This is a genomic window from Hyalangium sp. (assembly GCF_045802625.1).
Taxonomy (GTDB): domain Bacteria; phylum Myxococcota; class Myxococcia; order Myxococcales; family Myxococcaceae; genus Hyalangium.
This window is the reverse complement of sequence record NZ_JBJMQP010000070.1, coordinates 27,604-48,129: the sequence shown is the minus strand read 5'-3', so window position 1 is coordinate 48,129 and position 20,526 is coordinate 27,604. Positions and strand designations below refer to the sequence as shown.

Annotated in this window: 17 protein-coding genes; 12 read left to right on the top strand and 5 right to left on the bottom strand. The window is 68.8% G+C overall.

Annotated elements, in window-relative coordinates:
* Nucleotides 1-25: 25 nt before the first annotated feature.
* Together ACJ8AT_RS14125 and ACJ8AT_RS14120 are read left to right on the top strand one after the other, a co-directional pair.
* Nucleotides 26-517, top strand: coding sequence for a DUF6855 family protein (locus ACJ8AT_RS14125; RefSeq protein ID WP_407738238.1), 492 nt, complete (start codon nucleotides 26-28; stop codon nucleotides 515-517).
* 55 nt (nucleotides 518-572) lie between these two features.
* Nucleotides 573-2,393, top strand: coding sequence for a PAS domain-containing protein (locus ACJ8AT_RS14120; protein ID WP_407738237.1), 1,821 nt, complete (start codon nucleotides 573-575; stop codon nucleotides 2,391-2,393).
* 30 nt (nucleotides 2,394-2,423) lie between these two features.
* Here the strand turns inward: ACJ8AT_RS14120 and ACJ8AT_RS14115 are convergent, their stop codons facing one another.
* The 3 genes from ACJ8AT_RS14115 to ACJ8AT_RS14105 form a co-directional block, all read right to left on the bottom strand.
* A complete protein-coding gene (locus tag ACJ8AT_RS14115; RefSeq protein ID WP_407738236.1) occupies nucleotides 2,424-3,959 on the bottom strand; it encodes a hypothetical protein in 1,536 nt (511 codons plus the stop codon).
* A gap of 68 nt (nucleotides 3,960-4,027) precedes the next feature.
* Entirely contained in the window at nucleotides 4,028-6,091 is a 2,064-nt protein-coding gene (locus ACJ8AT_RS14110) for a hypothetical protein (RefSeq protein WP_407738235.1), read from the bottom strand.
* A complete protein-coding gene (locus ACJ8AT_RS14105) occupies nucleotides 6,091-8,445 on the bottom strand; it encodes a bifunctional metallophosphatase/5'-nucleotidase (protein ID WP_407738234.1) in 2,355 nt (784 codons plus the stop codon). The genes ACJ8AT_RS14110 and ACJ8AT_RS14105 overlap by 1 nt, the downstream gene beginning before the upstream one ends.
* Before the next feature lie 120 nt (nucleotides 8,446-8,565).
* Between ACJ8AT_RS14105 and ACJ8AT_RS14100 the strand changes: the two genes are divergently transcribed.
* The 5 genes from ACJ8AT_RS14100 to ACJ8AT_RS14080 all read left to right on the top strand — a co-directional run bounded on the left by ACJ8AT_RS14100 (nucleotide 8,566) and on the right by ACJ8AT_RS14080 (nucleotide 14,956).
* A complete protein-coding gene (locus tag ACJ8AT_RS14100) occupies nucleotides 8,566-9,237 on the top strand; it encodes an NUDIX hydrolase (RefSeq protein ID WP_407738233.1) in 672 nt (223 codons plus the stop codon).
* Between the two features lie 91 nt (nucleotides 9,238-9,328).
* Nucleotides 9,329-9,475, top strand: coding sequence for a hypothetical protein (locus tag ACJ8AT_RS14095; RefSeq protein ID WP_407738232.1), 147 nt, complete (start codon nucleotides 9,329-9,331; stop codon nucleotides 9,473-9,475).
* A gap of 86 nt (nucleotides 9,476-9,561) precedes the next feature.
* Nucleotides 9,562-11,133 (top strand): hypothetical protein, encoded by a 1,572-nt coding sequence (locus tag ACJ8AT_RS14090; RefSeq protein ID WP_407738231.1) that lies wholly within the window; start codon nucleotides 9,562-9,564, stop codon nucleotides 11,131-11,133.
* Nucleotides 11,134-11,398: 265 nt separating this feature from the next.
* A complete protein-coding gene (locus ACJ8AT_RS14085) occupies nucleotides 11,399-12,337 on the top strand; it encodes a hypothetical protein (protein WP_407738230.1) in 939 nt (312 codons plus the stop codon).
* A gap of 66 nt (nucleotides 12,338-12,403) precedes the next feature.
* Nucleotides 12,404-14,956 (top strand): tetratricopeptide repeat protein, encoded by a 2,553-nt coding sequence (locus ACJ8AT_RS14080; RefSeq protein WP_407738229.1) that lies wholly within the window; start codon nucleotides 12,404-12,406, stop codon nucleotides 14,954-14,956.
* Between the two features lie 36 nt (nucleotides 14,957-14,992).
* Here the strand turns inward: ACJ8AT_RS14080 and ACJ8AT_RS14075 are convergent, their stop codons facing one another.
* Nucleotides 14,993-15,691, bottom strand: a complete 699-nt coding sequence (locus tag ACJ8AT_RS14075; protein ID WP_407738228.1) for a hypothetical protein — start codon at nucleotides 15,689-15,691, stop codon at nucleotides 14,993-14,995.
* Nucleotides 15,692-15,900: 209 nt separating this feature from the next.
* Between ACJ8AT_RS14075 and ACJ8AT_RS14070 the strand changes: the two genes are divergently transcribed.
* The 3 genes from ACJ8AT_RS14070 (at nucleotide 15,901) to ACJ8AT_RS14060 (ending at nucleotide 17,543) form a co-directional block, all read left to right on the top strand.
* Nucleotides 15,901-16,308, top strand: a complete 408-nt coding sequence (locus ACJ8AT_RS14070; RefSeq protein ID WP_407738227.1) for an acyl-CoA thioesterase — start codon at nucleotides 15,901-15,903, stop codon at nucleotides 16,306-16,308.
* A gap of 112 nt (nucleotides 16,309-16,420) precedes the next feature.
* Nucleotides 16,421-17,191, top strand: coding sequence for an SDR family oxidoreductase (locus ACJ8AT_RS14065; RefSeq protein WP_407738226.1), 771 nt, complete (start codon nucleotides 16,421-16,423; stop codon nucleotides 17,189-17,191).
* A 151-nt stretch (nucleotides 17,192-17,342) separates the two neighbouring features.
* On the top strand, nucleotides 17,343-17,543 hold the full coding sequence (locus ACJ8AT_RS14060; RefSeq protein WP_407738225.1) for a hypothetical protein: 201 nt from the start codon (nucleotides 17,343-17,345) through the stop codon (nucleotides 17,541-17,543).
* 68 nt (nucleotides 17,544-17,611) lie between these two features.
* On the opposite strand, the gene ACJ8AT_RS14055 is transcribed toward ACJ8AT_RS14060, so the two are convergent.
* Nucleotides 17,612-18,295 (bottom strand): hypothetical protein, encoded by a 684-nt coding sequence (locus ACJ8AT_RS14055; protein ID WP_407738224.1) that lies wholly within the window; start codon nucleotides 18,293-18,295, stop codon nucleotides 17,612-17,614.
* Nucleotides 18,296-18,486: 191 nt separating this feature from the next.
* On the opposite strand from ACJ8AT_RS14055, the gene ACJ8AT_RS14050 reads away from it, so the two are divergent.
* Nucleotides 18,487-19,233: a hypothetical protein gene (locus ACJ8AT_RS14050; RefSeq protein ID WP_407738223.1), complete on the top strand. Its 747-nt coding sequence runs from the start codon at nucleotides 18,487-18,489 to the stop codon at nucleotides 19,231-19,233.
* Nucleotides 19,234-19,350: 117 nt separating this feature from the next.
* Nucleotides 19,351-20,472, top strand: coding sequence for a pyruvate dehydrogenase (acetyl-transferring) E1 component subunit alpha (gene pdhA, locus ACJ8AT_RS14045; protein WP_407738222.1), 1,122 nt, complete (start codon nucleotides 19,351-19,353; stop codon nucleotides 20,470-20,472).
* Nucleotides 20,473-20,526: the final 54 nt, after the last annotated feature.

The window sequence follows — 20,526 nt, the reverse complement described above, 5'->3', positions numbered from 1 at the left end:
TCCACTCTCGTGAGGAGCCCGCGGAATGCCGAGCAAGGCCAAGGCAGCGACCAAGACCAAGGCAGCAGCGCCAAAGGCCAAGGCCCCAGGGGCCAAGGCGCAAGCAGCGGGAGGCAGGGCCGCGGGGACGAAGGCGCAACCGTGGGAGCTCAAGACCCCGAGCGGGCAGTCGGACTTCCAGGCGTACCGCGATGAGACCCTGGAACCGCCCGCGCTGGTCGTCGTGGTCGGCAAGACGGAGCTGCGCTACCACCTGCGCTGCCTGACCGATCTCCAGGGGATGCTCAAGAAGCACGGCGACTGGATGCCGCTGGGGAGCGCGGACGAGCAGAAGCCCGCCGCGGAAGGAACCGTCGAGGCGTGGGCTCGCTCCCCTAAGAATCCCGTCGGCGGTTGGTATGGGTTGAAGAAGGGGCTTCGTGGCCGCTTCGGCAACTACGTGCCGCCCGTCATGGAGATCTTGAAGCTGGCGGAGGTAGAGCACAACCCGAAGAACAATCGGATGCGGGCGCTGTAGCCGTGGTATCGGCTCGCCAGCGCGCTCCATCGCCTCATGCTCCCGGCCCCTGCTCATGAGCCCCGCGACATCCCTGGCTGACTTCCTGACGGCCCACCGCGACATGCTGGTGGAGTGGTTCAAGGCTCGCGTGGAGGCCGTGCTGGCTCCCGCGGGCCTGTCCGAGCGCGAGCTGGAGGATCACCTGCCAGACTTCCTGGCCGCGGTCATCGAGGCCATTCGGGAGAACGTGTGGCCTCCCTCGCAGGTCTTCGCCCGCAACGCCACGGCGGAACGCCATGGGCGCCAGCGCCTGCGGGTGGGCTTCAATCTGGATGCCCTCACGCGCGAGTACGGCCTGCTCCGCGATTGCATCTTCGAGCTGCTCGAGGAGAAGGGCGTGTCGCCTACGGTCCGGGAGCTGCGCATCCTCTCGGACTGCGTGTCCGCCGCCACCGCCGACTCGGTGACTCACTACGTGGCCTACAGCCAGGGCCTCCAGCGAGCGGGGGAGGAGCGGCTCCAGGCCATCATCGACAACGCGCCGGCCGCCATCTACGTGACGGACCTGGAGGGCCGCTGCCTGGTGGCCAACCGGCGGCTGGAGCAGATCTTCGGCCTCCCCAAGTCGGAGATCCTGGGCAAGACCGATTACGAGCGCTTGCCGAAGGAGGCGGCGGACGCCACCCGGGGCAATGACAAGCGCGTGCTGGCCGCGAACGCACCCCTGGAACTGGAAGAGGTGATCCCCCAGGCAGACGGGCCTCACACCTATATCTCCCTGAAGTTTCCGCTCCACGACGCCGAGGGGCGCCCCAACGCCGTGGGCGGCATCTCCACGGACATCACCGAGCGCATCCAGGCGCAGGAAGCGCTGCGAGAAGCCCAGAAGCGGCTGCGCATGGTGCTGGGCTCCATGCCCATCGTCCTCTGGGCCTTCGACACTCGGGGCGTCGTCACGCTCGCGGAGGGCAAGGGGGTGGAGGAGTTTGGCCTGAGGCCGGGTGGAACCGTGGGGCAGTCCCTCTTCGAGCTGTACCAGGACTTGCCCTGGGTCACCGCCAACGTGCGCAGGGCGCTGGCGGGAGAGGAGTTCGTCGCCGAGGAGGAGGTGGGGAGCCGCTGGTTCGAGGTCCACTACGTCCCCCACCGTGACGCGGCGGGCGGGGTAGAGGGCGTCATGGGGTTGTCCATCGAGGTGACGGAGCGCAAGCGCGCGCAGGAGTTCCAGCAGCGGCTGCTGGGCATCGTGGGGCACGACATCCGCAATCCCGTGTCGGCCATCAGCTTGAGCGCCCTCACGTTGCTCAAGCAGGAGGGCCTGCCGCCAGCGCATCTGCGGCCCCTGCAGCGCATCGCCAGCAGCGCGGATCGCATCGAGAAGCTCGTGGCCACGCTGCTGGACTACACCCGGGTGCAGTTTGGCCAGCCCCTGCCACTCCAGCGCGAGTCCGTGTGCCTGAACGCGCTCGCGGAACAGGTCTGCGACGAGGTGCGCGGGGCCTCTCCCCAGGCCCAGGTGCTGCTCACCGTCACCGGGGACACCTGTGGCGAGTGGGATCCGGGGCGGGTGATGCAGGTGATGGGGAACCTGCTCACCAATGCGCTGCGCCACGGCTCACCCGACGCGCCCGTGAGGATGCGCTGCCATGCCGCGGAGGACAGCGTGGTGCTCGAGGTTCACAACGAGGGAGCGCCCATCCCCGACGCCGTGCGCGCCCACCTCTTCCGCCCCTTCCGGGGTGGGGCGCAGGCGAAGCAGGGCCTGGGGCTGGGGCTCTACATCGTCCGGGAGATCGTGACGGCCCACGGAGGCACCGTCACCTTCGAATCCACCGCGGAGCACGGCACCACCTTCACCGTGCGGCTGCCGCGAAAGCCCGAGCCTCGCCCCTGAGCGAGCCTCGAGCTTCGCAGCTGCGGCGGCTCAGAAGCGCGCCTGGAGCAGCGTGTTGAAGCCCAGCGCGTGGGGCTTCTCGAAGCGCGGCTGGGCCACGCCCGTCACGTCGTCCCGGAACGTGGTCCGGTTGTTGTCGAACGTGTAATAGAGCTCGCCCACCGCGGCCACGGTCTCCGAGAGATCCCACCGGAAGGTCGTCTTCGCCGAGAGGATGGGCTCGGGCTCGCACGCCGAGGTGCCCGAGCCGCACGTCTCCGGAAGGATGCTGAGCTGGTTCACGTCGCGCACCACCACCGTGCGCGTGCCCGTCAGGCTCGGGGGCGGGTTGTTGCCGCCGCCCAGGAACTGGGGGCTGCGGTACGAGGCGGGCTGCTGCACGCCGAAGATGATGCCCGGCGTGAGGTGCAGCTTCGGCAGGTAGTAGTCCGCGCCCACCGCGATGAACATCTCCGGCTTCACCTTGGTGCCATTCGGGAAGTCGCGGAACGGCGGCAGGCCCGGCACGTCGAACTGGATGAAGGACAGATCCCGGTACAGCCCCAGCAGGTGCATGCGCAGGAAGTTCCACTTGGCCCGCGCCTGCAGCGCCGCCGCCCGGGCGTTCTGCGGCACCGTCTGGGCGAACACGTCTGGGTCCTCCAGCGTCTGGGTCAGGAAGCTGCCCTCGAGCGACACGGAGTAGGAGAGCCCGCCCGGGTACGCCTCGGGCGCGAAGAAGCGCTGGTACACGTCCGGATCGTTCCGGTAGAGCCGGAAGTCCACGCTCGTGCCCACGGGGACGCCCACGTGGTACACGGCCTGCGCGGACACACCCGCCGAGTTCACCGGCGCGCGGATGCCCTGGTTGGCCAGGCCCGGGACAATGCCCTTCTGGAAGTAGCCGCCGTCCGCCTCGATCCGCAGCGTCTCCAGCACATCCACGCCCGCGCCTGCCATGGCGCCGTACAGCGTCTCCTGCTCGAGGATCAGATCATTGAGCACCAGCGCCGTCTTGCCGCCCACGAACGCGTACCACTTGTCCCGGGTGAGCTGCAGCTTCACGCCCGGCACGCCCGCCGCGGAGGCGCGGTTGGTGAAGATGCTGCTGCCGCCCCAGGAGATGCGGTACGCGTAGCCCAGCCGGAAGCGATCGGCCGACACCGGGAAGCCGGTGAGCGAGAGGCCCTCTTTCTCGCCCCAGCCCGGCGGGGTGTAGTTGAGCCGGATGTAGCTGGAGTTGTCCGTCAGCGTGACGCCGCCCGAGGGCTGCTCCAGCACGAGGATCGTCAGCGCCGCCTCGGTGGTGAGCCCCTCGAAGAAGGCCGGCATGCGCTTGTACAAGACGATGTTGGACAGCGTCTCGAAGCCGGAGAACTTGGTGTTGAAGTTGTCGTAGAACTGGGTGTTCTGGTTGCCCGCGCCGAAGCGCGCGCTGGGGCTGTTGGGTGTCGTCTCTCCCGCCTTCGCGAAGACGTTGTCGTCCGCGAACACGAAGGACAGGCGGGTGTCGACGAAGTCACCGGCCCAGGCGGGCGCGGCAAGGAACAACAGCCCAGTCAGGGCCAGGGTGCTCAGCGTTTTCAAACTACCCTCCAAGGACGCGGGGGGGACCGCGCCTCCCAAGACCCCGTTGCCGGGGCGTACTTCTCTGTCTACGGCGTTTCAGCCGGGCACGGCTTGATGGGCTTGGGACACTCGCCCTCCGAGCCCGGGAAGCAGCAGATGTCATCCACGTCGCGCGGCAGCACCATCCACCGCGGCCGGGCGGCGCTCACCTGCCGCACGTGGCCCGTGACGTTGTAGGTGGCCGCGCGCAGCAGCCGGCACTGGCGGGCGCGCTCGGCGTCCGTGTCCGCCTCGTTGCAGTCCACCTGCAGGTCCGGCACCGCGTCCCGCGTGACGATGTTGATGCGGGTGCGGCTGTTGATCGCCACGGAGCACTGGCCCTTGTTGATGATGTCACCGTCGGCGAGGAAGGCCACGTACAGCTCGCCGCTCGCCAGCGTGTGATCCATGCGCGCGTTGGCCGCCAGCGGGAAGTCCGCCGAGGTGGCCTGCACGCCCGCGGCGCCGAACTTCACCCGCACCGGCGTGTCGCACCACACGCGCACCTGGCCCGGACCGTTGACGCCCGTGGTGAGCGCCGAGGCCGTCGCGCGGGAGGTGGTGGAGACGGAGACGAGCTGCGTGCGCTTGGTGAGCGAGTCATCCAGCCCCGCCTCGCGCGGGCCGGGGCCCGACATCTCCACCACGAACTGGCCAAAGGTGGTGTACGTGTTGCGCTCCGCGCAGACCTTGCCCGCGAACTCGCCGAGCCCCACCGTGCAGTCGATGTTGCACTGGCGCTCGGGCACGTCCGGATCGCCGGGGAGATCCGGCGCGCACGAGGTCCACGCGCCGCCGCTGGCGCCGGGGCAGAAGAAGGGCACGGTGCCATTGCCGTTGGCGTCGCAGTTCTTGAAGATCTGGGGGAAGCGCACGTGGCGCAGCTTCACCAGCGCGGACTCCAGGCTCTCCATCTTGTAGTCGCCGTAGCTGTAGCCGCACAGCGCGTCGGTGACGTAGGGCGACACGGCGTTGTCCAGGCCGCAGTGACGCAGGTTCAACTCGGGGATGGGCACCAGCTTCAGGTACTTGTCCCAGGTGGACGGGGGGCCCAGGCGCACGCTCTCGCGGATGGTCCACGCCGGGAAGGTGAGCTGCGTGGTGGCCGCGAAGTCCTGCACCGAGCCCGAGAGCGACCAGATCAGATCGCCCGGGTAGAGGCCCTCGGGGAACGAGTAGTTGTAGACGTACATCGAGCCGTACGTGCCGGGCAGGAAGCCATCCGGCTCGGGCGTGCGGACGTTGGAGCCCGTGCCCGTGTACTCGTGCGCGTGGCAGGCCGTCAGGTCCGTGACGAAGAAGCCGCCCGGATCCAGGCCCGTCACCACCATGCGCACGTCCTGGCCGTCGTTGGGATCCTTCTTCGTCGGATCCTTGGGATCGTACCCCGGGGGGCAGCTCTGCACGAGCGGCGTTCCGGACTCGGGCGGCCGCCCGATGATCAGGAACTGCTTGGCGAAGGGCGAGGTGCGGTTGTCGTTGTACGTCTCCGGCTCCTGCACGCGCGCGAGCGTGGGCTCCTCGAAGGCGATGGGCGTGCTCAGGCCCGTGGAGTAGGTGTACGAGCCGGTGGCTGGCGGCAGCTTGCTCGGGTCTCCGGCCACGGATCCGTCGGAGTAGTCGACCTGGGGCGGCTCGTCCTGCACCCAGACGCGGACCTGCCCGTAGACGTGGGACACCTGGACGGTGCCGGTGCCCTGCCCATCCTTCATCGTGGTCCACCGCGTCGGGTAGGGGCCGCTGAGATCACCCGGAGTGACGCGGTACGAGACGGGGCCGTTGAAGGCGCTGAGCGTCTCGCCCCGGCCGTTGAGCGCGGTGATGGCCAGATCGATGCCCACCGGGCCCTTGGGGATGGCGTAGGGGCAGCTCGCGGTGCCCTTCTCCGTGGCGGGGACCGCGTTCGGGTTGTTGCCGTAGCGAGCCAGGCACGAGTTCACCAGGGGGAGAGGGGTACGGGCCCCGGAGTCCGCGTTGATAGACACCAGCCCCTTCACCTCGACCTTGAAGGAGCTCACCCCCGAGGGGTTGTCCTCGGTCGTGGAGAGGCTGCCATCCGCGGAGTAGCAGCCAGCGGCCGCCAGGGCCGACACCAGGAGCAGGCGCTTCATCACTTCACCCTCCGGCCGATACGGCCATCCTCGATCGCGTTGGCGATCGCCATGGTCGTGGGGTTCTCGCAGAAGCTGCGCAGCTGCGGCGTGAGGGTGCCGCAGGTGGGGTTGGTGCCCGCCAGCGCGTCACGGCAGCTGCACCGGCCCGTGTAGGGGCCCGCTGGAATCTGGCAGGTGGCCGCGATCTGCTCGGCCGTGGCGCCGCAGCGCGTGGGAGCGTCGGACTGGCCCAGCGTCTCGAGGCAGGTGCAGGTGCCCACCGTCTTCGTCAGCGCGTCCTTGAAGTCCTGCGCCTGGCGGCAGATGCCGCGGAGCTGATCGGGCACCACCCACTGGCCGTTGGTCAGCGTGCCGCAGCGCTCGCCCGTGGAGGAGGTCTCCCGGCCGGCGTTGATGTCGTCGCAGGTGCAGAAGCCCTGCATGTAGCCGATGAGCGAGTCACGCAAGCTGATGCCCGTCTCGATGCGGCTGGTGTTGCGCTTGAGCACCTTGAAGCCCGAGCCACCCTTGGCGATGTAGTCGTTCACGGCGATGCGGTAGGTGCCGTTGAGATCCAACGGCTTGCCGTTGATCTGGATGTCGATGGCCGGGTGGGCCCAGCAGCGGCTGCCGCCGATGTCCTCCAGGCACTGCCACGGGGCGTGGCCCTCGCGGCCCTCCTGGGGGCAGCGGTCCGCGCCGCCGTTGTCCGGATCGCAGGCGATGCGCAGATCGTTGATCTGCACCTGGGCGCAGTCCATGGTGAAGCGCGCCCCGGAGATCTGCGCCTGGCTGACGCAGCCGCGCTCGGAGGAGCGCTCGGCGACGAAGTCGAACATCTCCTGCATCTCCACGCCGGACAGGTACATGATGTTGATCGTGTTCTCGAAGGGGAACACGTTGAACATGGCCTCCTGCGTCACCACGCCCGCGTAGAGGTTGTCTCGGATGCCCAGCGAGTTGGTGAGGGCCATCTCCGCCTCCACGCGGCGGCGCTTGCGCATGGAGTCCGCGGTGATGTTGCCCAGCGGCGAGTCTCCGCCGGTGGAGCTGCTGCGGCGGGCCACGTCCTGCGGCGCGTACGAGAAGATGGAGGTGAGCCGGAGGTTGGCGTCCATGCCCAGGATGTACGGCTGGAGCAGCTCCGTGGTGGGCCGGTCCTCCTGGTTGCGGCACGCCTCGATGGCCTGGCGCACCTGGGGCAGCAGGGCGAACTGGCCCGGGTTCCAGAAGTTCTGCGTGTAGTAGGCGCGCATGGCGTCATCGCACCAGAGCGAGTCCAGCGGGAACACGCGGTAGTCGTGGCTGACCAGCTCCGCGCCGTCCAGGCTCTGCTGCTCGGGCACCTTCACCACCAGATCCAGCCGGCCCACGTACTTGGCGAACGCGCCCGAGTGGGCCAGCAGCACCTTGCGGCCGCTCGGGTCGGTGATCTCCTGCGGCGGGTTGAGCACCACGTGCAGGTGGCCGCCGAGGATCACGTCGATGCCGGACACACCGGGGATCTTCACGCGGACCACGGACTTGGGATCGCCCTCGGTGCCGGACCACTCGAGGATCTGCCACGGGTTCTGCTCGCGCTCGATGAAGGGCTTGGCGCGCTCGTACTCGTAGAAGGCCTCGTAGCCGAGCACCGTCTGCTGATCCTCGGTGAGCCCCAGGTGGCTGACGACGACGATCAGGTCCGTCACCGGGCGCAGCAGATCCACGTAGGCGCGCAGCGCCTCGTTCTGCTCCAGCGGCGTGGCCTGCAGGGAGTTGCCGCCCTCCACCAGCGAGTTGAGCGAGGAGAGGTTGGCCATGCCGATGACGCCCACCCGCAGGCCCTTCACCACGCGGATGGTGTACGGCGCGGAGACCTGCGCGCCGCCGTTGTTGCTGCTGTCGGCGGGCACGTCCCAGGAGTAGTTGGCCGCCAGCAGCGGGAAGGCGGCGAAGTCACGCGCCTTCTGCACGAAGTTCTTCGCGCCCGCGTCGAACTCGTGGTTGCCGATCACCGCCGCGTCCAGCCGCACGTCCGAGAGGAACTTGAACTCGGCCTCGCCGTTGTTGACGTTGAAGATGGGCGCGCCCTGGAAGCAGTCGCCCGAGTCCAGGTGGAGGATGCGATCCGACTTGGCGCGCTCGCGCTTGAGGATCGCCGCGATGCGGGTGGCGCCGCCGAACGGGCCCGCCTCGGGGATGATGCCCAGATCCGTGTCCGTCTTCAGCGGAGCGAAGTCATACGGGATGAGCCGCGAGTGGATGTCCGCGGTATGAAGCAGGGTGAGGCGGACCTCCTGGCCAGCAAGGTTGTAGTCCTCGCCATCGAGCACGGGCATGCAAGAGGCGAAGACCAGGGCGCACAGGAGGCCGATCAGGGTACGACTCATCAGGTGGTTCCGGGGAGCTTGCGTGAAGGGGACTCAGCAGGAGACGGCGCAAGGTACGGGATCAGGCCTGTACGGGCAAGCGACGCAGGAGTGGAGAACACACCCGCCAGGGAGGCAGGCATGCGGACGGTGCGGACGACCGTGACAGATATCGAGATCATCGAGGATTTCTCGTCTACGGCACGATGCGATGAAGGCTTTCTCAGGTTGCGGCGCCTGCGCTGTCGCAACCGGCGTGCGGATGGATCCGTATCGCCGGTGTATCGCGTGGACGTGGTGGATCGCCCGCGGCTGGATGCGGTGGCGGTGCTCGTCTACCGGCGCGGTGCATCGGGGCTCGAGGTGCTCACGCGCAAGAACCTGCGGCCCGCGGCTTACTTCCGGCAGGGCAAGGAGATGGTGGTGCCGGATCCGGTGAGCTACCTGTTCGTGGAGGAGCTCGTCGCCGGGGTGATGGAGCTGGAGGACAAGGGCGAAGCGGGAGTGCGGCGCCGCGCGGTGGAGGAGGTGCGCGAGGAGGCCGGCTATGAGGTGAAGCCCGAGGAGATCCGCCTGCTGGGCGGGGGCTTCTTCGTGGCGCCCGGCATTCTATCGGAGAAGGTGTTCCCGACGGCGGTGGACGTGACGGGCAAGGAGGCCCGCGAGCCCGAGGGAGATGGCTCGCCGCTGGAGGAGGGGACGCACCTGCGGTGGCGTCCGCTGCCCGAGGTGCTGGCGGCGTGCCGGCGCGGAGAGGTGCCGGACGCGAAGCTGGAGATCGCCATCACCCGGCTGCTGGCCGAGCAGCCGTAGCCACACCGCCCGGGTTGGCCGCAGGTGTGGTGGGGGGCTGATTCCCTCGGGGGACGCGGCCAAGGATCCCAACAACTGGAGTCACTGGCCCATGGCCCTGATGCCGCTGTCCGTGGTGGGGCTGGCGCTCACCACCCGGGTGTGGAACGCCAAGCCCCAGGCGAAGGTTGTGGCCCCAACCACCTCCGCGGTGGCCGCCTCCGCCGCCTCCGCGCCTCGGACTGGAACCGGGGGCTAGGCTTGGGGTCGCACCGCGTCGTTCAACGGCGGACGCACGGGCCCCCCTGGCTTCTACGGAGCAGGGGCGTGACGTAGAGTGCGGGTGTGCCTTCGGAACCCGCCCCGCTGCTTCAGAATCGGTTGGAAGTCCACGACCGGAAGCAGTTTGAGATCAAGCTCGAGTATCAACCGTCGGGTGCCGACGACGAGACGCGCTACCTGGTGGAGATGTTCCTGTTCGTGCCGAACAGCCTGAACATCGACGCGGAGACCTACCCTCGGGCCGACTTCTACGCGGACATCCACAACTACGTGCGCTTCACCACGCCGGTGATGAGCCTGGAGGAGCTGCTGTCCTCGGCCTCCTCGCCGCTGGCCAACCTGGAGGCGTGGCTGACCACCGGGGCCGGCACCGAGGCGGAGATCGTCTACCAGGCCAAGCTCCTGTGCTGCATCTTCCGCGGAGCGCTGCGCCGCTTCGCCAAGGTGGTGGATGGACGGTGCGAACCCCCCGCCGCCTCCTCGCTGAGCGAGGCCGATTGCGCGGCTCTGCAGCGCATCGTGCTCGGCTCCCAGGAGGCGGTGACGCGGGTGCTGGAGCGCTTCCGTGCCTGGACCAAGGCCACCGCCGGGCTGCGGCTGCAGGAGAAGACGCGCGCCTCGTTCCGCCTGGTGGACGAGTACATGAGCCTCACGGTCGAGCAGTACTTCCGCAAGGCCGTGGCGGACATGGACTCGCTGCCGCGCTCGGGTGTCTACATCGAGCCGCGCAAGGCGCTGATGAACACCGTCATCCTCGAGGAGACGTACCGCAAGGACAACCAGCTGCGCAGCGTGCTGAGCCCCACCGGTGACAACGAGGAGTACATGCACCGGATCGGGTTCCTGAAGAAGTTCTGCATGAACATCCTCTTCCTGTCGGCGCGCCGGAAGGGCAAGCGCCAGGGTTGGGAGGAGGTGCTCTTCGCGTTCGCCGCGGGCCTGGCCATGGCGTTCGCCACCGCGGTGGCCTTCTGGGCCCAGGCGCGCTTCCCCCAGGTGAGCCTCAACTTCTTCCTCATCGTCGTGCTGGGCTACATGGCCAAGGACCGCATCAAGGAAGGCCTGCGCCGCATCTTCAGCAGCTTCGCCTCCCGGCACCTGTTCGATCGCATGGCGGAGATCGTCGATCCGGTGACGAAGAAGACCCTGGGCACGCTCGAGGAGCGCGTGGACTATGGGCGCCTGGTGAAGGTGCCGGAGGAGATCGCCTCGCTGCGCCGGCTGGATGACTTCATCACCGTGTCCCAGGGCGAGCTGGCCGAGTCGGTCATCCGCTACCAGAAGGAGATTGTTCTGGACGCGGAGCTGCTCCCGCGCACCCAGCGGGGGCTGACGGGGGTCACGGACATCATCCGCTTCAACGTGGAGCGCTTCTTGCGCGACATGGATGATCCGGAGCTGGCGCTGGAGTACGTGGACCTGGAGGACTTCTCGGTGGGCCGGGTGAAGGCCGCCAAGAGCTACCAGGTCGATCTGGCGTTCCGCTTCACCACGGACGAGGCGGATCAGGAGAAGGTGTCCGTGCAGCTGGTGCGGCTGGTGCTGGACCGCAACGGCATCAAGCGGATGCTGCGCCTCATCCCCGAGCAGCCCAGCCAGCCTCGGCGCCCCGAGCCCTACCGCGACGCGGCCTGAGCTCGCGCGGCTGGGGCTCCACCCGCCTGTTCGCGGGCTTCACGGCGGGACACCCCCGAGCGCCCAGGCTGGGGCCTCTGCGTGGGTGTGTGGATTCCAGAAGTCCACGCCTACAAGGTACTCCCGAAGAAATCGGGATCGTTCTCTTTTCGGGAAAACCTAGTGTTGTTTTTTTCGAGTTCGGCTACGCTGGAAAATACCACTGCAAGGGGGTTGCCCAGTGAGCTCAGTCCTGTCAAGCGTGGCTGTTTTTGTGGGGAAAAGAATGACTTCAGCCGCCAGCGGGTTGGGGCTCGCCGTGCTGCTCAGCGTCGGACTGGGGTGCGGTGCCGCCACGGTTCCGGAGGAGGAGCCCGAGGCGGCTCCGAGCCAGCGCATCCAGGCGCTCGAGGACCCCAACGGGCTGGCCACCAACGGGCTGGCCACCAACGGGCTGGCCACCAACGGGCTGGCCACCAACGGGCTGGCCACCAACGGACTGGCCACCAACGGCGCCTTCGCCAACTGGTTGAACGAGGATCCGGAAGTGCGCGCCGAGCTGATGAAGTACGTCATCGCCTGCGCCGTGCCGGCCGGACAGGTCCGCACCTATACCAACGCGGCCACGGGGGTGACGTACACGTGGAACGGCCAGCTCGGGCTGACGCCCCAGTGGGCCCTGGGACATGCGGCCACCGAGGTGGAGGAGCAGCTCGTGTCCGCCTGCCTGGCGGCGCATGCCAACCCCTACGGCCTGCACGTGAACTTCTCCCTGCTGGGCCGTAACGCCACGAACGCGGTGATTGGCTACACCTCGCAGGAGCTGGCCACCTACAACGTGCGGGAGGCGTGCTTCTTCGGCAACCTCTTCCGCAACGAGGGGCTGTACGCCGGAAACGATCGCAACTGGCTGGATCCCGACGAGAGCACCGTGCGCGGCTGCGGGCTGTCGAGGACCGTGATCGGCACCAACCCCGACTGCGAGCCCATCTACCGCATCGGCTTCTGCAGCAGCTCGCTCTGCACGCTGGATCCGTCGGGCCTCTACTACATGCAGTGCAAGATGGGAGGGAAGACCTACCGGCCGGTGACCACGCGCATCCAGGCGTCCGACATCAACGTCTGCGGCGATGGGGTGTGCCAGGTGACCGAGCAGTGCGGCAAGGGGAGGGGGCAGGCGAGGACGTCCGACAACTGCGGCGTGGACTGCGGCCACTGCCCCTGACAGGCTGCGGGTATGTCCAGCGGGCTGCGCTATCAGGGCCGATTCATGCGCCAAGGATAAGCGGACGTGAGCGGTGACCAGCGTGGCCCCCACGAGGGGCAAGGCAAGGATCCGCTCGATGACACCCTCGTCGCCAAACGAGGGGAGGATGGCCTTTCGCCGGAGATCAGCCTGGCGACGCCTCGGAGCGTGCCGGCCTTCGCGATGACGCCGGAGTGGCGCTCGCTGGCCAGCCGCTACGTCGTCCTGGACGAGCTGGGCCGGGGCGGCATGGGCACGGTGCGGGCCGCGTATGACACGCGGCTGGATCGCCGGGTGGCCCTGAAGCTGATGCGCCTGCAGGAGGATGAGCAGGGCGCCTCGCTCCAGGTGCGCATGCTGCGCGAGGCCCAGGCCATGGCGCGCCTGAGCCACCCCAACGTGGTGGCCGTCTACGACGCGGGCACGCTGGAGGAGAGCACCGTCTTCATCGCCATGGAGCTGGTGGAGGGGCAGACGCTGCGCCAGTGGTGCCATGCGGGGCGCTCGTGGCGCGAGGTGCTGGGGATGTTCGTGGCGGCGGCGCGCGGGCTGGCGGCGGCGCACGCGGCCGGGCTGGTGCACCGCGACTTCAAGCCCGAGAACGTGCTGGTGGGCAAGGATGGGCGGCCCCGGGTGACGGACTTCGGCCTGGCGCGAGAGGGCGCCCCCCGCCCCTTGCCACCCGGCGCGGAGCTTCCGAAGCCCAGCGGCCACGACACGGATCACGGCATGCTGGTGGGCACGCCTTCGTACATGGCTCCCGAGGTGCTCTCGGGGCAGCCCGTGGACGCGCGCAGCGACTTGTTCTCCTTCTGCGTGGCGCTCTACGAGGCCCTCTACAAGCAGCCTGCGTTCCCGGGCGAGGGCATCAACGAGCGCTGGGAGGCGCAGCGCCTGGGGCATGTGAACCCTCCGCCTGAGTCGTCGCCCGTGCCCGCGTGGGTGGCGACGGTCGTGCTCAAGGGCCTGCGGGTCGAGCCGACCCAGCGGCCTGCCTCCGTGCAGGAGCTGATCACCGCGCTGGAGGATGATCCGGATCAGAAGCGCCGGGCGCGGCTGCGGCTGGCGGGCCTGGTGGTGGCCATGGGCGCGCTGGTGGTGCTGGCGTTCACCTGGGGCACGCAGGAGCGGGGCGGGGACTGCCGGAACATGGAGCGGCGGTTGGTCGGCGTGTGGGACGGGCCGTCGCGGGAGGAGCTGCGGCGGGCCCTGCTGGGCACGGGCCTCTCGTATGCCGAGAGCACCGCCCAGCGCGTGCAGGCGTCGCTGGATGTCTATGCCGGCGAGTGGAGCCGGCTGCGCACCGAGGTATGCGAGGCCAGCCGCGGAAGCGATGAGGGGCAGCGCGATCTGGGCACGTTGCAGGTGTCCTGCCTGGAGCGCCGCCGGGCCCAGCTCGGCGCCGTGGTGAAGCTGCTGTCCACGGACTCGCAGCCGGAGATGCTGTCCCAGGCGATCCAGGCCGTGCGGCTGCTGCCGCCGCTGGAGGACTGCGTGAACGCGCAGGCGCTCACCACCGCCGTGCCCCTGCCCCGAGAGCCGGCGGCGCGCGCTCGGGCCGAGGCCCTTCAGGCGAAGGTGGACCGCTTGGAGTCGATGTGGATGGCGGGCAAGTACCAGGAGGGCTTGACGCTGGGCGAGCAGGTGCTCCCCGAGGTGGAGGCGCTGGACCACGCGCCGCTGCGTGCGCAGGCGCTCTACCACCTGGGCCGGTTGCAGGGCGCGGTGGGCCACTTCGATGCCGCGGACACGCTGCTGCGGCAGGCGCTGGTGCAGGCCGCTCGGGCCAAGGATGACGTGCTGCTGGCCCGGCTGTGGAACATGGTCATCTGGAACGCGGAGGTCCGCATGTCGAAGCCGCTCGACGTGCTGGACACGGAGTCGGTGCTCCTGGAGACGGCCGTCGAGCGCGCCGGGGACGAGCTGGCGCGAGCCGAGTCGCTCCACATCCTCGGCGGCGTGCTCTACAAGGTCGGGCGGCTCGAGGATGCGCTCGACCGGTTCCAGCGGGCCCAGCTGCTGATGGAGAAGGTGCTGGGCTCGGACCACCCGTTCGTCGCCGCCATGCAGAACAACGTGGGCGTGGTGCTCACGGAGCTCGGACGCTTCGAGGAGGCGCGCGCCAGCTACGAGCGCTCCTTGCAGACCTCGCAGAAGGCCATGGGGCCGGATCACCCGGAGGTGGGCAACGTGCTCATCGGCCTGGGCCGTGCGCTGGTGCGTGTGGGGCGGCTGGACGAGGCCGAGCGCGACTTGCAGCGCGCCTTGCTCATCTCGGAGAAGGCGCTGGGGCCCAAGCACCCGCAGGTGGCCGAGGCGCTGCTGGGGCTGGGCGAGGTGGCGCTGGAGCGAGGCCGGCCCGCGGAGGCCCTGCCGCCGCTCCAGCGCGCCCTGGATGAGGTGAAGCCTCCCGAGCGAGCGGAGCTCCAGTTCACCCTGGCACGGGCCCTGAAGGCCATGGGCCAGGAGCCGGAGCGCGCCCGGAGCCTGGCCAATGAGGCGCTGGAGCACTACCGCTCCATCGGCAACAAGCCCCGGGGCGAAGCCGTCTCCCAGTGGCTGAACGAGCACTTCCCCGTGAGCGCCCAGCGCCGGTGAAGGGCGCTTGGGCGGGGCCAGCCACGCGGCCTCGGGTCAGCGGGTGTGCTCGGCTCTGGTCGTCTTGCGGGCCGTAGCTGCCTTGCGAGCCGGAGGGGACTTCCGGGCCGTGGTCTTCTTGCTCGCCCCGGTGGACTTGGCCGCGGTCTTCTTGCGCGCGGGCTTGTTCCCGCGCTTGCGCTCAACCTCCACCGGGCGCAGCACTGCTTCGATCTGCTCCTTCCGAAGCCGGGCCTGGGTCTGGAGCGAGAACGACTCGAACTGCACGGCCTTTCCCTCCGTCGTCACCACGTGCAGGCCGTAGTGGTAGCGGGTGCTCGTGAACCCGGACGAGTCCTTCACGGCGTGCTCGCCGCGAGAGATGTCGATCCCCGCGATGTCCTTCACCGGGATGAAGAGCTCCTTCTGGGGCCTCGTCGCCAGCTTCCAGCGGAACCGGACGCCCTTGCCCCGCTCGAAGAGCACGGAGGCGTTCGCGGTGGCAAAGGCCAACCCGGCCGCGCCCATTCCACCGCCGACCAGCCCGAGCGTCAGCGGGATCAGCTTGAACGGGGCGGGGAACGGCAACCGGAGGAACGGCAGCGCCACGGAGCCGAACGTCGCGCCCATCGCCGCCACGAGGCCACCCCCCACCCGTGCGGAGGGCGCGGGGCCGATCAGCTCCAGCTTCCCAGTGGTTGGATCCGACAGCTTGAGGGTCATCGCGTGGCAGGGCGGTTCGTTGATCCACTCCATCGGTCGGACACTCCTCGATCGGACCACGGCCGAACGTCCTTGAGAGCCATCGTGGGCTGGGCTCCATGATGCCACAGCGCGCACGTGCAGGTGACGGGCCCCGGGGGGGAGGCACTCGCCGGGGCCGTCCAGGGTGCGACGCTTGTGACAGAGACGCCTTCCCTCAGGGCCTTGGGAGTGCTCCTATTCTCCCGGGGGGAGGTGTCGCCATGCCATTTGCCATCCGCGTGCGTGTCACTCCGCAGGATCTGGATGAACTCCTGCACGTGAGCAACGTTGTCTACATCCGGTGGATTCAGGATGCGGCCGTGGCGCACTCCGTCTCGGTGGGGCTCAGCCTGGAGGAGTACCGCCAGCGAGGCGCCGTCTTCGTGGTGCGCCGTCACGAGGTGGATTACCTGCGCCCGGCGCTGCTCGGAGACGAGGTGGAGGTGGAGACGCGAGTGGTGGCGGTGAGCCAGGTGACGGCCACCCGGCAGAACTTCATCCGGAGGCTCTCGGACGGGCACGTGCTGGTTCAGGCGCAGACCCAGTGGGCCTATATCTCCACGACCACCGGGCGGCCCGTGCGGATTCCCCCCGAGGTGGTGCAGCGCTTCACCCTCGAGCCCCTCTGACCGGCGTCCCCACGGTGTCGAGCAGTCCGCGCGGGCGCCTCGCATTCTCGCGCCCGTCTTGGTAGGGCTTGCGTCCGCTCGCGAGTCGCGGCGGGCTCTTGGAGGAGTGTTCATGGATAAGGTCGTCGTCATTACAGGGGCAAGCGCGGGGATCGGCGCGGAGCTGGCGCGCCAGCTTGGGGAGAAGGGCGCGAAGCTGGTGCTGGCGGCGCGCCGGCAGCCGGAGCTGGAGGCGGTCGCGGCCCGCTCGGGGAAAGAGGCGATCGCGGTCGTCGCCGATGCCACCCAGCGCGGTGACGTGGAGAAGCTGCGCGACGCGGCGCTCAGCCGCTTCGGCCGGATCGACGTCTGGGTGAACAACGCCGGGCGAGGCATCACCCGCACGGTGTCGGAGCTCACGGACGAGGATCTCGACATGATGATCCGCGACAACGTGAAGAGCGCGCTCTACGGCATGCAGGCCGTGCTGCCGCTCTTCAAGTCTCGCAACGCCGGGCAGATCGTGAACATCTCCAGCGGGCTGGGGCGGGTGCCCATGGCGTCCTTCCGCTCGGCGTACAGCGCGGCCAAGCACGCGCTCAACGCCCTCAGCGCGTGTCTGCGCATCGAGTTGCTGCAGTCGCATCCAGGGATCATGGTGAGCGTGGTGATGCCCGGGATAGTGGCCACGGAGTTCGGCACCAATGCGCTGGGCGGCGGGCCTGACTCGCGTGTGCTGCCCGGAGCGCAGAGCGTGGAGGACGCCACGAAGGTCATCGTCGACGTCATCGAGCACCCGCGGCCCGAGGCCTACACCAACCCGGCCACGAAGGCCGAGGTCGAGCGCTACTACCGCGACGTCGCGGCGTACGAGGCCGAGGCCAGCACCCGCTTCCGCCGCTGAGCCACTCGCGGCCTACCCGCGGGATTGGAATTCACGGAAGGACGCTTCAGGTCCACGCACACGGAAGCTGCCCGCCGCTCGGGGTCCTCGCTCCGAGCGGGGTTTCACCGCTGTCAGACAGTCGGGCTAGACCTGTGGCTGCATGGGTCGCATGAAGCCACGTCCCCCGATGGATCTGCCCGCCACGTCCGAGGCCGAGGACGCGCTCTTCGAGGAGCGTGCCGCCATCCGGGAGTTTCTGGGCGCAATGCCGCGCGCCGAGGCCGAGGCCGCCGCCCGCGAAGACGTACAGCGGATCCTGGCGGCAGAGCGCGGGACCGAGTCCGGCTGGCGCACCCGCATCAAGCCCTGACACGGCGAAGGCCATCCCCACGCCGTGGCGAGGATGGCCTTCTTGGCTACCGCGGATCGTCTGCTTCGTTAGAACACGACAGGGAAGTTGAGACGCGAGGCGTGCGGCGCCTTGTCGCTGTTGCGCTTGTCCTGGGCGATCTCGGCGGAGGCCGCGTCCTGGCGGATGCCCACCAGCTGCTGCTCGATGAAGTCCACCTCGCCATCAGACTGGACGTCGGACACGGTCTGGGCGATGTCGGCCTGATCCTTCAGCAGCGTGCTCGCCTCGGCGCCGGTGAGCGAGCCGCTGCTAACGCCCTGGGCGATGCGGTCGAGCTGCGAGGCCTGCTTCTGGGCGACGGCCGGATCCTTCGGAGCGCTGTGCGCGCTGTTGTGGCTGGCCAGGAACACGTCGAGCCCGGCCTTGGCCTGCTGCAGCTGGATGCTGGCCGCCTCCTTGGCGGTGATCACCCCGTCAGCGGCGGCGCGGCTGGTGGCCTCGGCGACGTTGGCCTGCTCGGTGAGGAGCTTCGAGGCCTCCTGCTCGGTGAGGGCGCCGCTCTTGACGCCCTTCTCGATGGAGTTGAGCTGGCCGGCCTGGGTCTTCGCGAGCTTCTCGGAGCGCGACGGGGTGAGGAACTTGTCCAGGAGGCCGGGGCCAGGCTTCGGTAGGGGCAGCGGCTCGGGCTTGGGCAGGGTGGGCTTCGTGAGCGACGGGGACGCCGTCAGGGTGGGGAGCGTGCTGCCCGCGGCGGAGTTGATCTTGGTCATGGCGAATTTCCCGAAAGTGAATCGACGTCAGGATTTTCGGGACTTGGCCCAGGTAGTTGCGTCGCTACGCATTAAAATTTCAATCAGGCTGTGTGTGCTTGGGTGCCACATCGGAGCCATCCCGTTCTTGCCCAAGCCAGCGGGCTCCGCCGTACGGCTTGGGCGTCAGCCGCGTATATCTTCGCGGCTGCATGGCCTACGACGACTTCAAGAGCCGCATCCGTGAAGGCTGGCAGGACACGCTGCGCGGCATTCTGGCGCGCGCCCGTTCGCTCGGTGCGGAGGCTGTGCTGGCGTTCGATCTCGACTCCACGCTCTTCGACAACCGGCCGCGCCAGGCGCGCATCCTGCGGGAGTTCGGCGCGGCGCGCGGGCTGACACCGCTCGGGGTGTGCGTGGCCTCGCACTGGAGCAGCGGCTGGGACATGAAGGCGGCCATGCGCAACTGCGGCCTGTCCTCCGAGCAGATCGAGGCCGTCTACCCCGACGCCCGCGCCTTCTGGCTGCAGCGCTTCTTCACCAGCGAGTACTGCACCGAGGACGTCGCCATCGACGGTGCGGCCGCCTTCACCCACGCCGTGGCGGGCACCGGCGCCCAGCTCGTCTACGTGACGGGCCGCCCCGAGGAGATGCGCGCTGGGACGGTAGAGGCCATGCGCCGCAACGGGCTGGCGCTGCCGGGCGAGGGCTCCACCCAGCTCCTCATGAAGCCCACGCTGCGCGAGAGCGATGACGCCTTCAAGCGCGCGGCCCATGCCAGGCTCGGGACGCTCGGCCGGGTGATTGCCGCTTTCGACAACGAGCCCACGCACGTCAACGACTACCAGCGCCAGTTCCCCGAGGCGGCCGTCGTCCACCTGGCGACCGACCACTCGGGCCGGCCCGTGGAGTTGCTGGAGGCGGTCATCTCCATTCCGCACTTCACGGGAGTGCTCTGACGCAGTGCGCCTAGGGACACTTTGGCTTTGAAGTCCCACAGCCGCGCGCTATGAGGCGCTCGGCGTTTGACGCCCCTCCGGGACAGGGTGGGGCGACCTCTCAGGAGGCAGCTCGCGGTGGCCAGCCAGTACTCGAAGGAACTGCTGTTGACGATGTACCGGAAGATGTACCTCATCCGTCGCTTCGAGGAGCGCGCGGATCAATCGTACAAGCAGGGCAAGATCGCCGGGTTCTGCCACCTCTACATCGGGCAGGAAGCCGTCGCGGTGGGGCCCAACGAGGCGCTCCGGCCGGATGACTACATGCTCTCGGCGTACCGAGATCACGGCCAGCCTCTGGCGCGCGGCTCGGATGCGGGCATGGTGATGGCGGAGCTGTTCGGCCGCGGCACCGGCTACAGCAAGGGCAAGGGCGGCTCGATGCACATCTTCGACATCGAGCACCACTTCTACGGCGGCTACGGCATCGTCGGCGGGCAGATCCCGCTGGCGGCGGGCATGGCCTTCGCCAGCCGCTACCGCAACGAGGATCGCGTCACGCTGTGCTACTTCGGCGACGCGGCGGCCAACCAGGGCTCGTTCCACGAGACGTTCAACATGGCGGTCAAGTGGAAGCTGCCGGTCATCTACATCTGCGAGAACAACCGCTACGGCATGGGCACGGCCATCGGCCGCGTGTCCGCCGAGCCGGAGATCCACAAGCGCGCGGCGGCCTACAACATGCGCGGCGAGGCCGTGGACGGCATGGACTGCCTGAAGATGTACGAGGCGGTGAAGGACGCCGCCGAGTACTGCCGCGCGGGCAAGGGCCCGGTGCTCCTGGAGGCCCACACGTACCGCTTCCGTGGCCACTCCGTGGTGGACCCCGCCACCTACCGCCCCAAGCAGGAGGTGGAGGAGGAGCGCAAGAACGACCCCATCCCCAAGCTCAAGGAGTACGCGCTCAAGAAGAAGCTGGGCGTGGAGGCGGAGTTCGACGCCATCGAGGAGGAAGTGAAGGCCCAGGTGGACGCGGCGGTGAAGTTCGCCGACGAGTCGCCCGAGCCCAGCCTCGACGAGCTGTGGCGCGACACGATTGTCGAGCCGGGCGAGGAGGATGTGCGCCCCCGCGAGCGCGTGCTGGGCATGAAGGTGAAGTGGCCCTCCTATCCCTCCGGCCAGGAGCTGAAGGTGACGTGGGATCTGGAGCCGCGCCAGCAGGCCGAGCGCGAGGACAAGAAGGCGGGGCTGGCGCGTTAGCAGCGAGCCTCCCTCCAACCCTTTACTGAATACGAGCTGACGAGCCGGAGCCAA

What these genes read in the sequence shown, in the direction of transcription:
- ACJ8AT_RS14125 (WP_407738238.1), top strand. Translation starts at nt 26, where the DNA reads ATGCCGAGCAAGGCCAAGGCAGCGACCAAGACCAAGGCAGCAGCGCCA.
- ACJ8AT_RS14120 (WP_407738237.1), top strand. Translation starts at nt 573, where the DNA reads ATGAGCCCCGCGACATCCCTGGCTGACTTCCTGACGGCCCACCGCGAC.
- ACJ8AT_RS14110 (WP_407738235.1), bottom strand. Translation starts at nt 6,091, where the DNA reads ATGAAGCGCCTGCTCCTGGTGTCGGCCCTGGCGGCCGCTGGCTGCTAC.
- ACJ8AT_RS14105 (WP_407738234.1), bottom strand. Translation starts at nt 8,445, where the DNA reads ATGAGTCGTACCCTGATCGGCCTCCTGTGCGCCCTGGTCTTCGCCTCT.
- ACJ8AT_RS14100 (WP_407738233.1), top strand. Translation starts at nt 8,566, where the DNA reads ATGCGGACGGTGCGGACGACCGTGACAGATATCGAGATCATCGAGGAT.
- ACJ8AT_RS14095 (WP_407738232.1), top strand. Translation starts at nt 9,329, where the DNA reads ATGGCCCTGATGCCGCTGTCCGTGGTGGGGCTGGCGCTCACCACCCGG.
- ACJ8AT_RS14085 (WP_407738230.1), top strand. Translation starts at nt 11,399, where the DNA reads ATGACTTCAGCCGCCAGCGGGTTGGGGCTCGCCGTGCTGCTCAGCGTC.
- ACJ8AT_RS14075 (WP_407738228.1), bottom strand. Translation starts at nt 15,691, where the DNA reads ATGGAGTGGATCAACGAACCGCCCTGCCACGCGATGACCCTCAAGCTG.
- ACJ8AT_RS14070 (WP_407738227.1), top strand. Translation starts at nt 15,901, where the DNA reads ATGCCATTTGCCATCCGCGTGCGTGTCACTCCGCAGGATCTGGATGAA.
- ACJ8AT_RS14065 (WP_407738226.1), top strand. Translation starts at nt 16,421, where the DNA reads ATGGATAAGGTCGTCGTCATTACAGGGGCAAGCGCGGGGATCGGCGCG.
- ACJ8AT_RS14060 (WP_407738225.1), top strand. Translation starts at nt 17,343, where the DNA reads ATGAAGCCACGTCCCCCGATGGATCTGCCCGCCACGTCCGAGGCCGAG.
- ACJ8AT_RS14055 (WP_407738224.1), bottom strand. Translation starts at nt 18,295, where the DNA reads ATGACCAAGATCAACTCCGCCGCGGGCAGCACGCTCCCCACCCTGACG.
- ACJ8AT_RS14050 (WP_407738223.1), top strand. Translation starts at nt 18,487, where the DNA reads ATGGCCTACGACGACTTCAAGAGCCGCATCCGTGAAGGCTGGCAGGAC.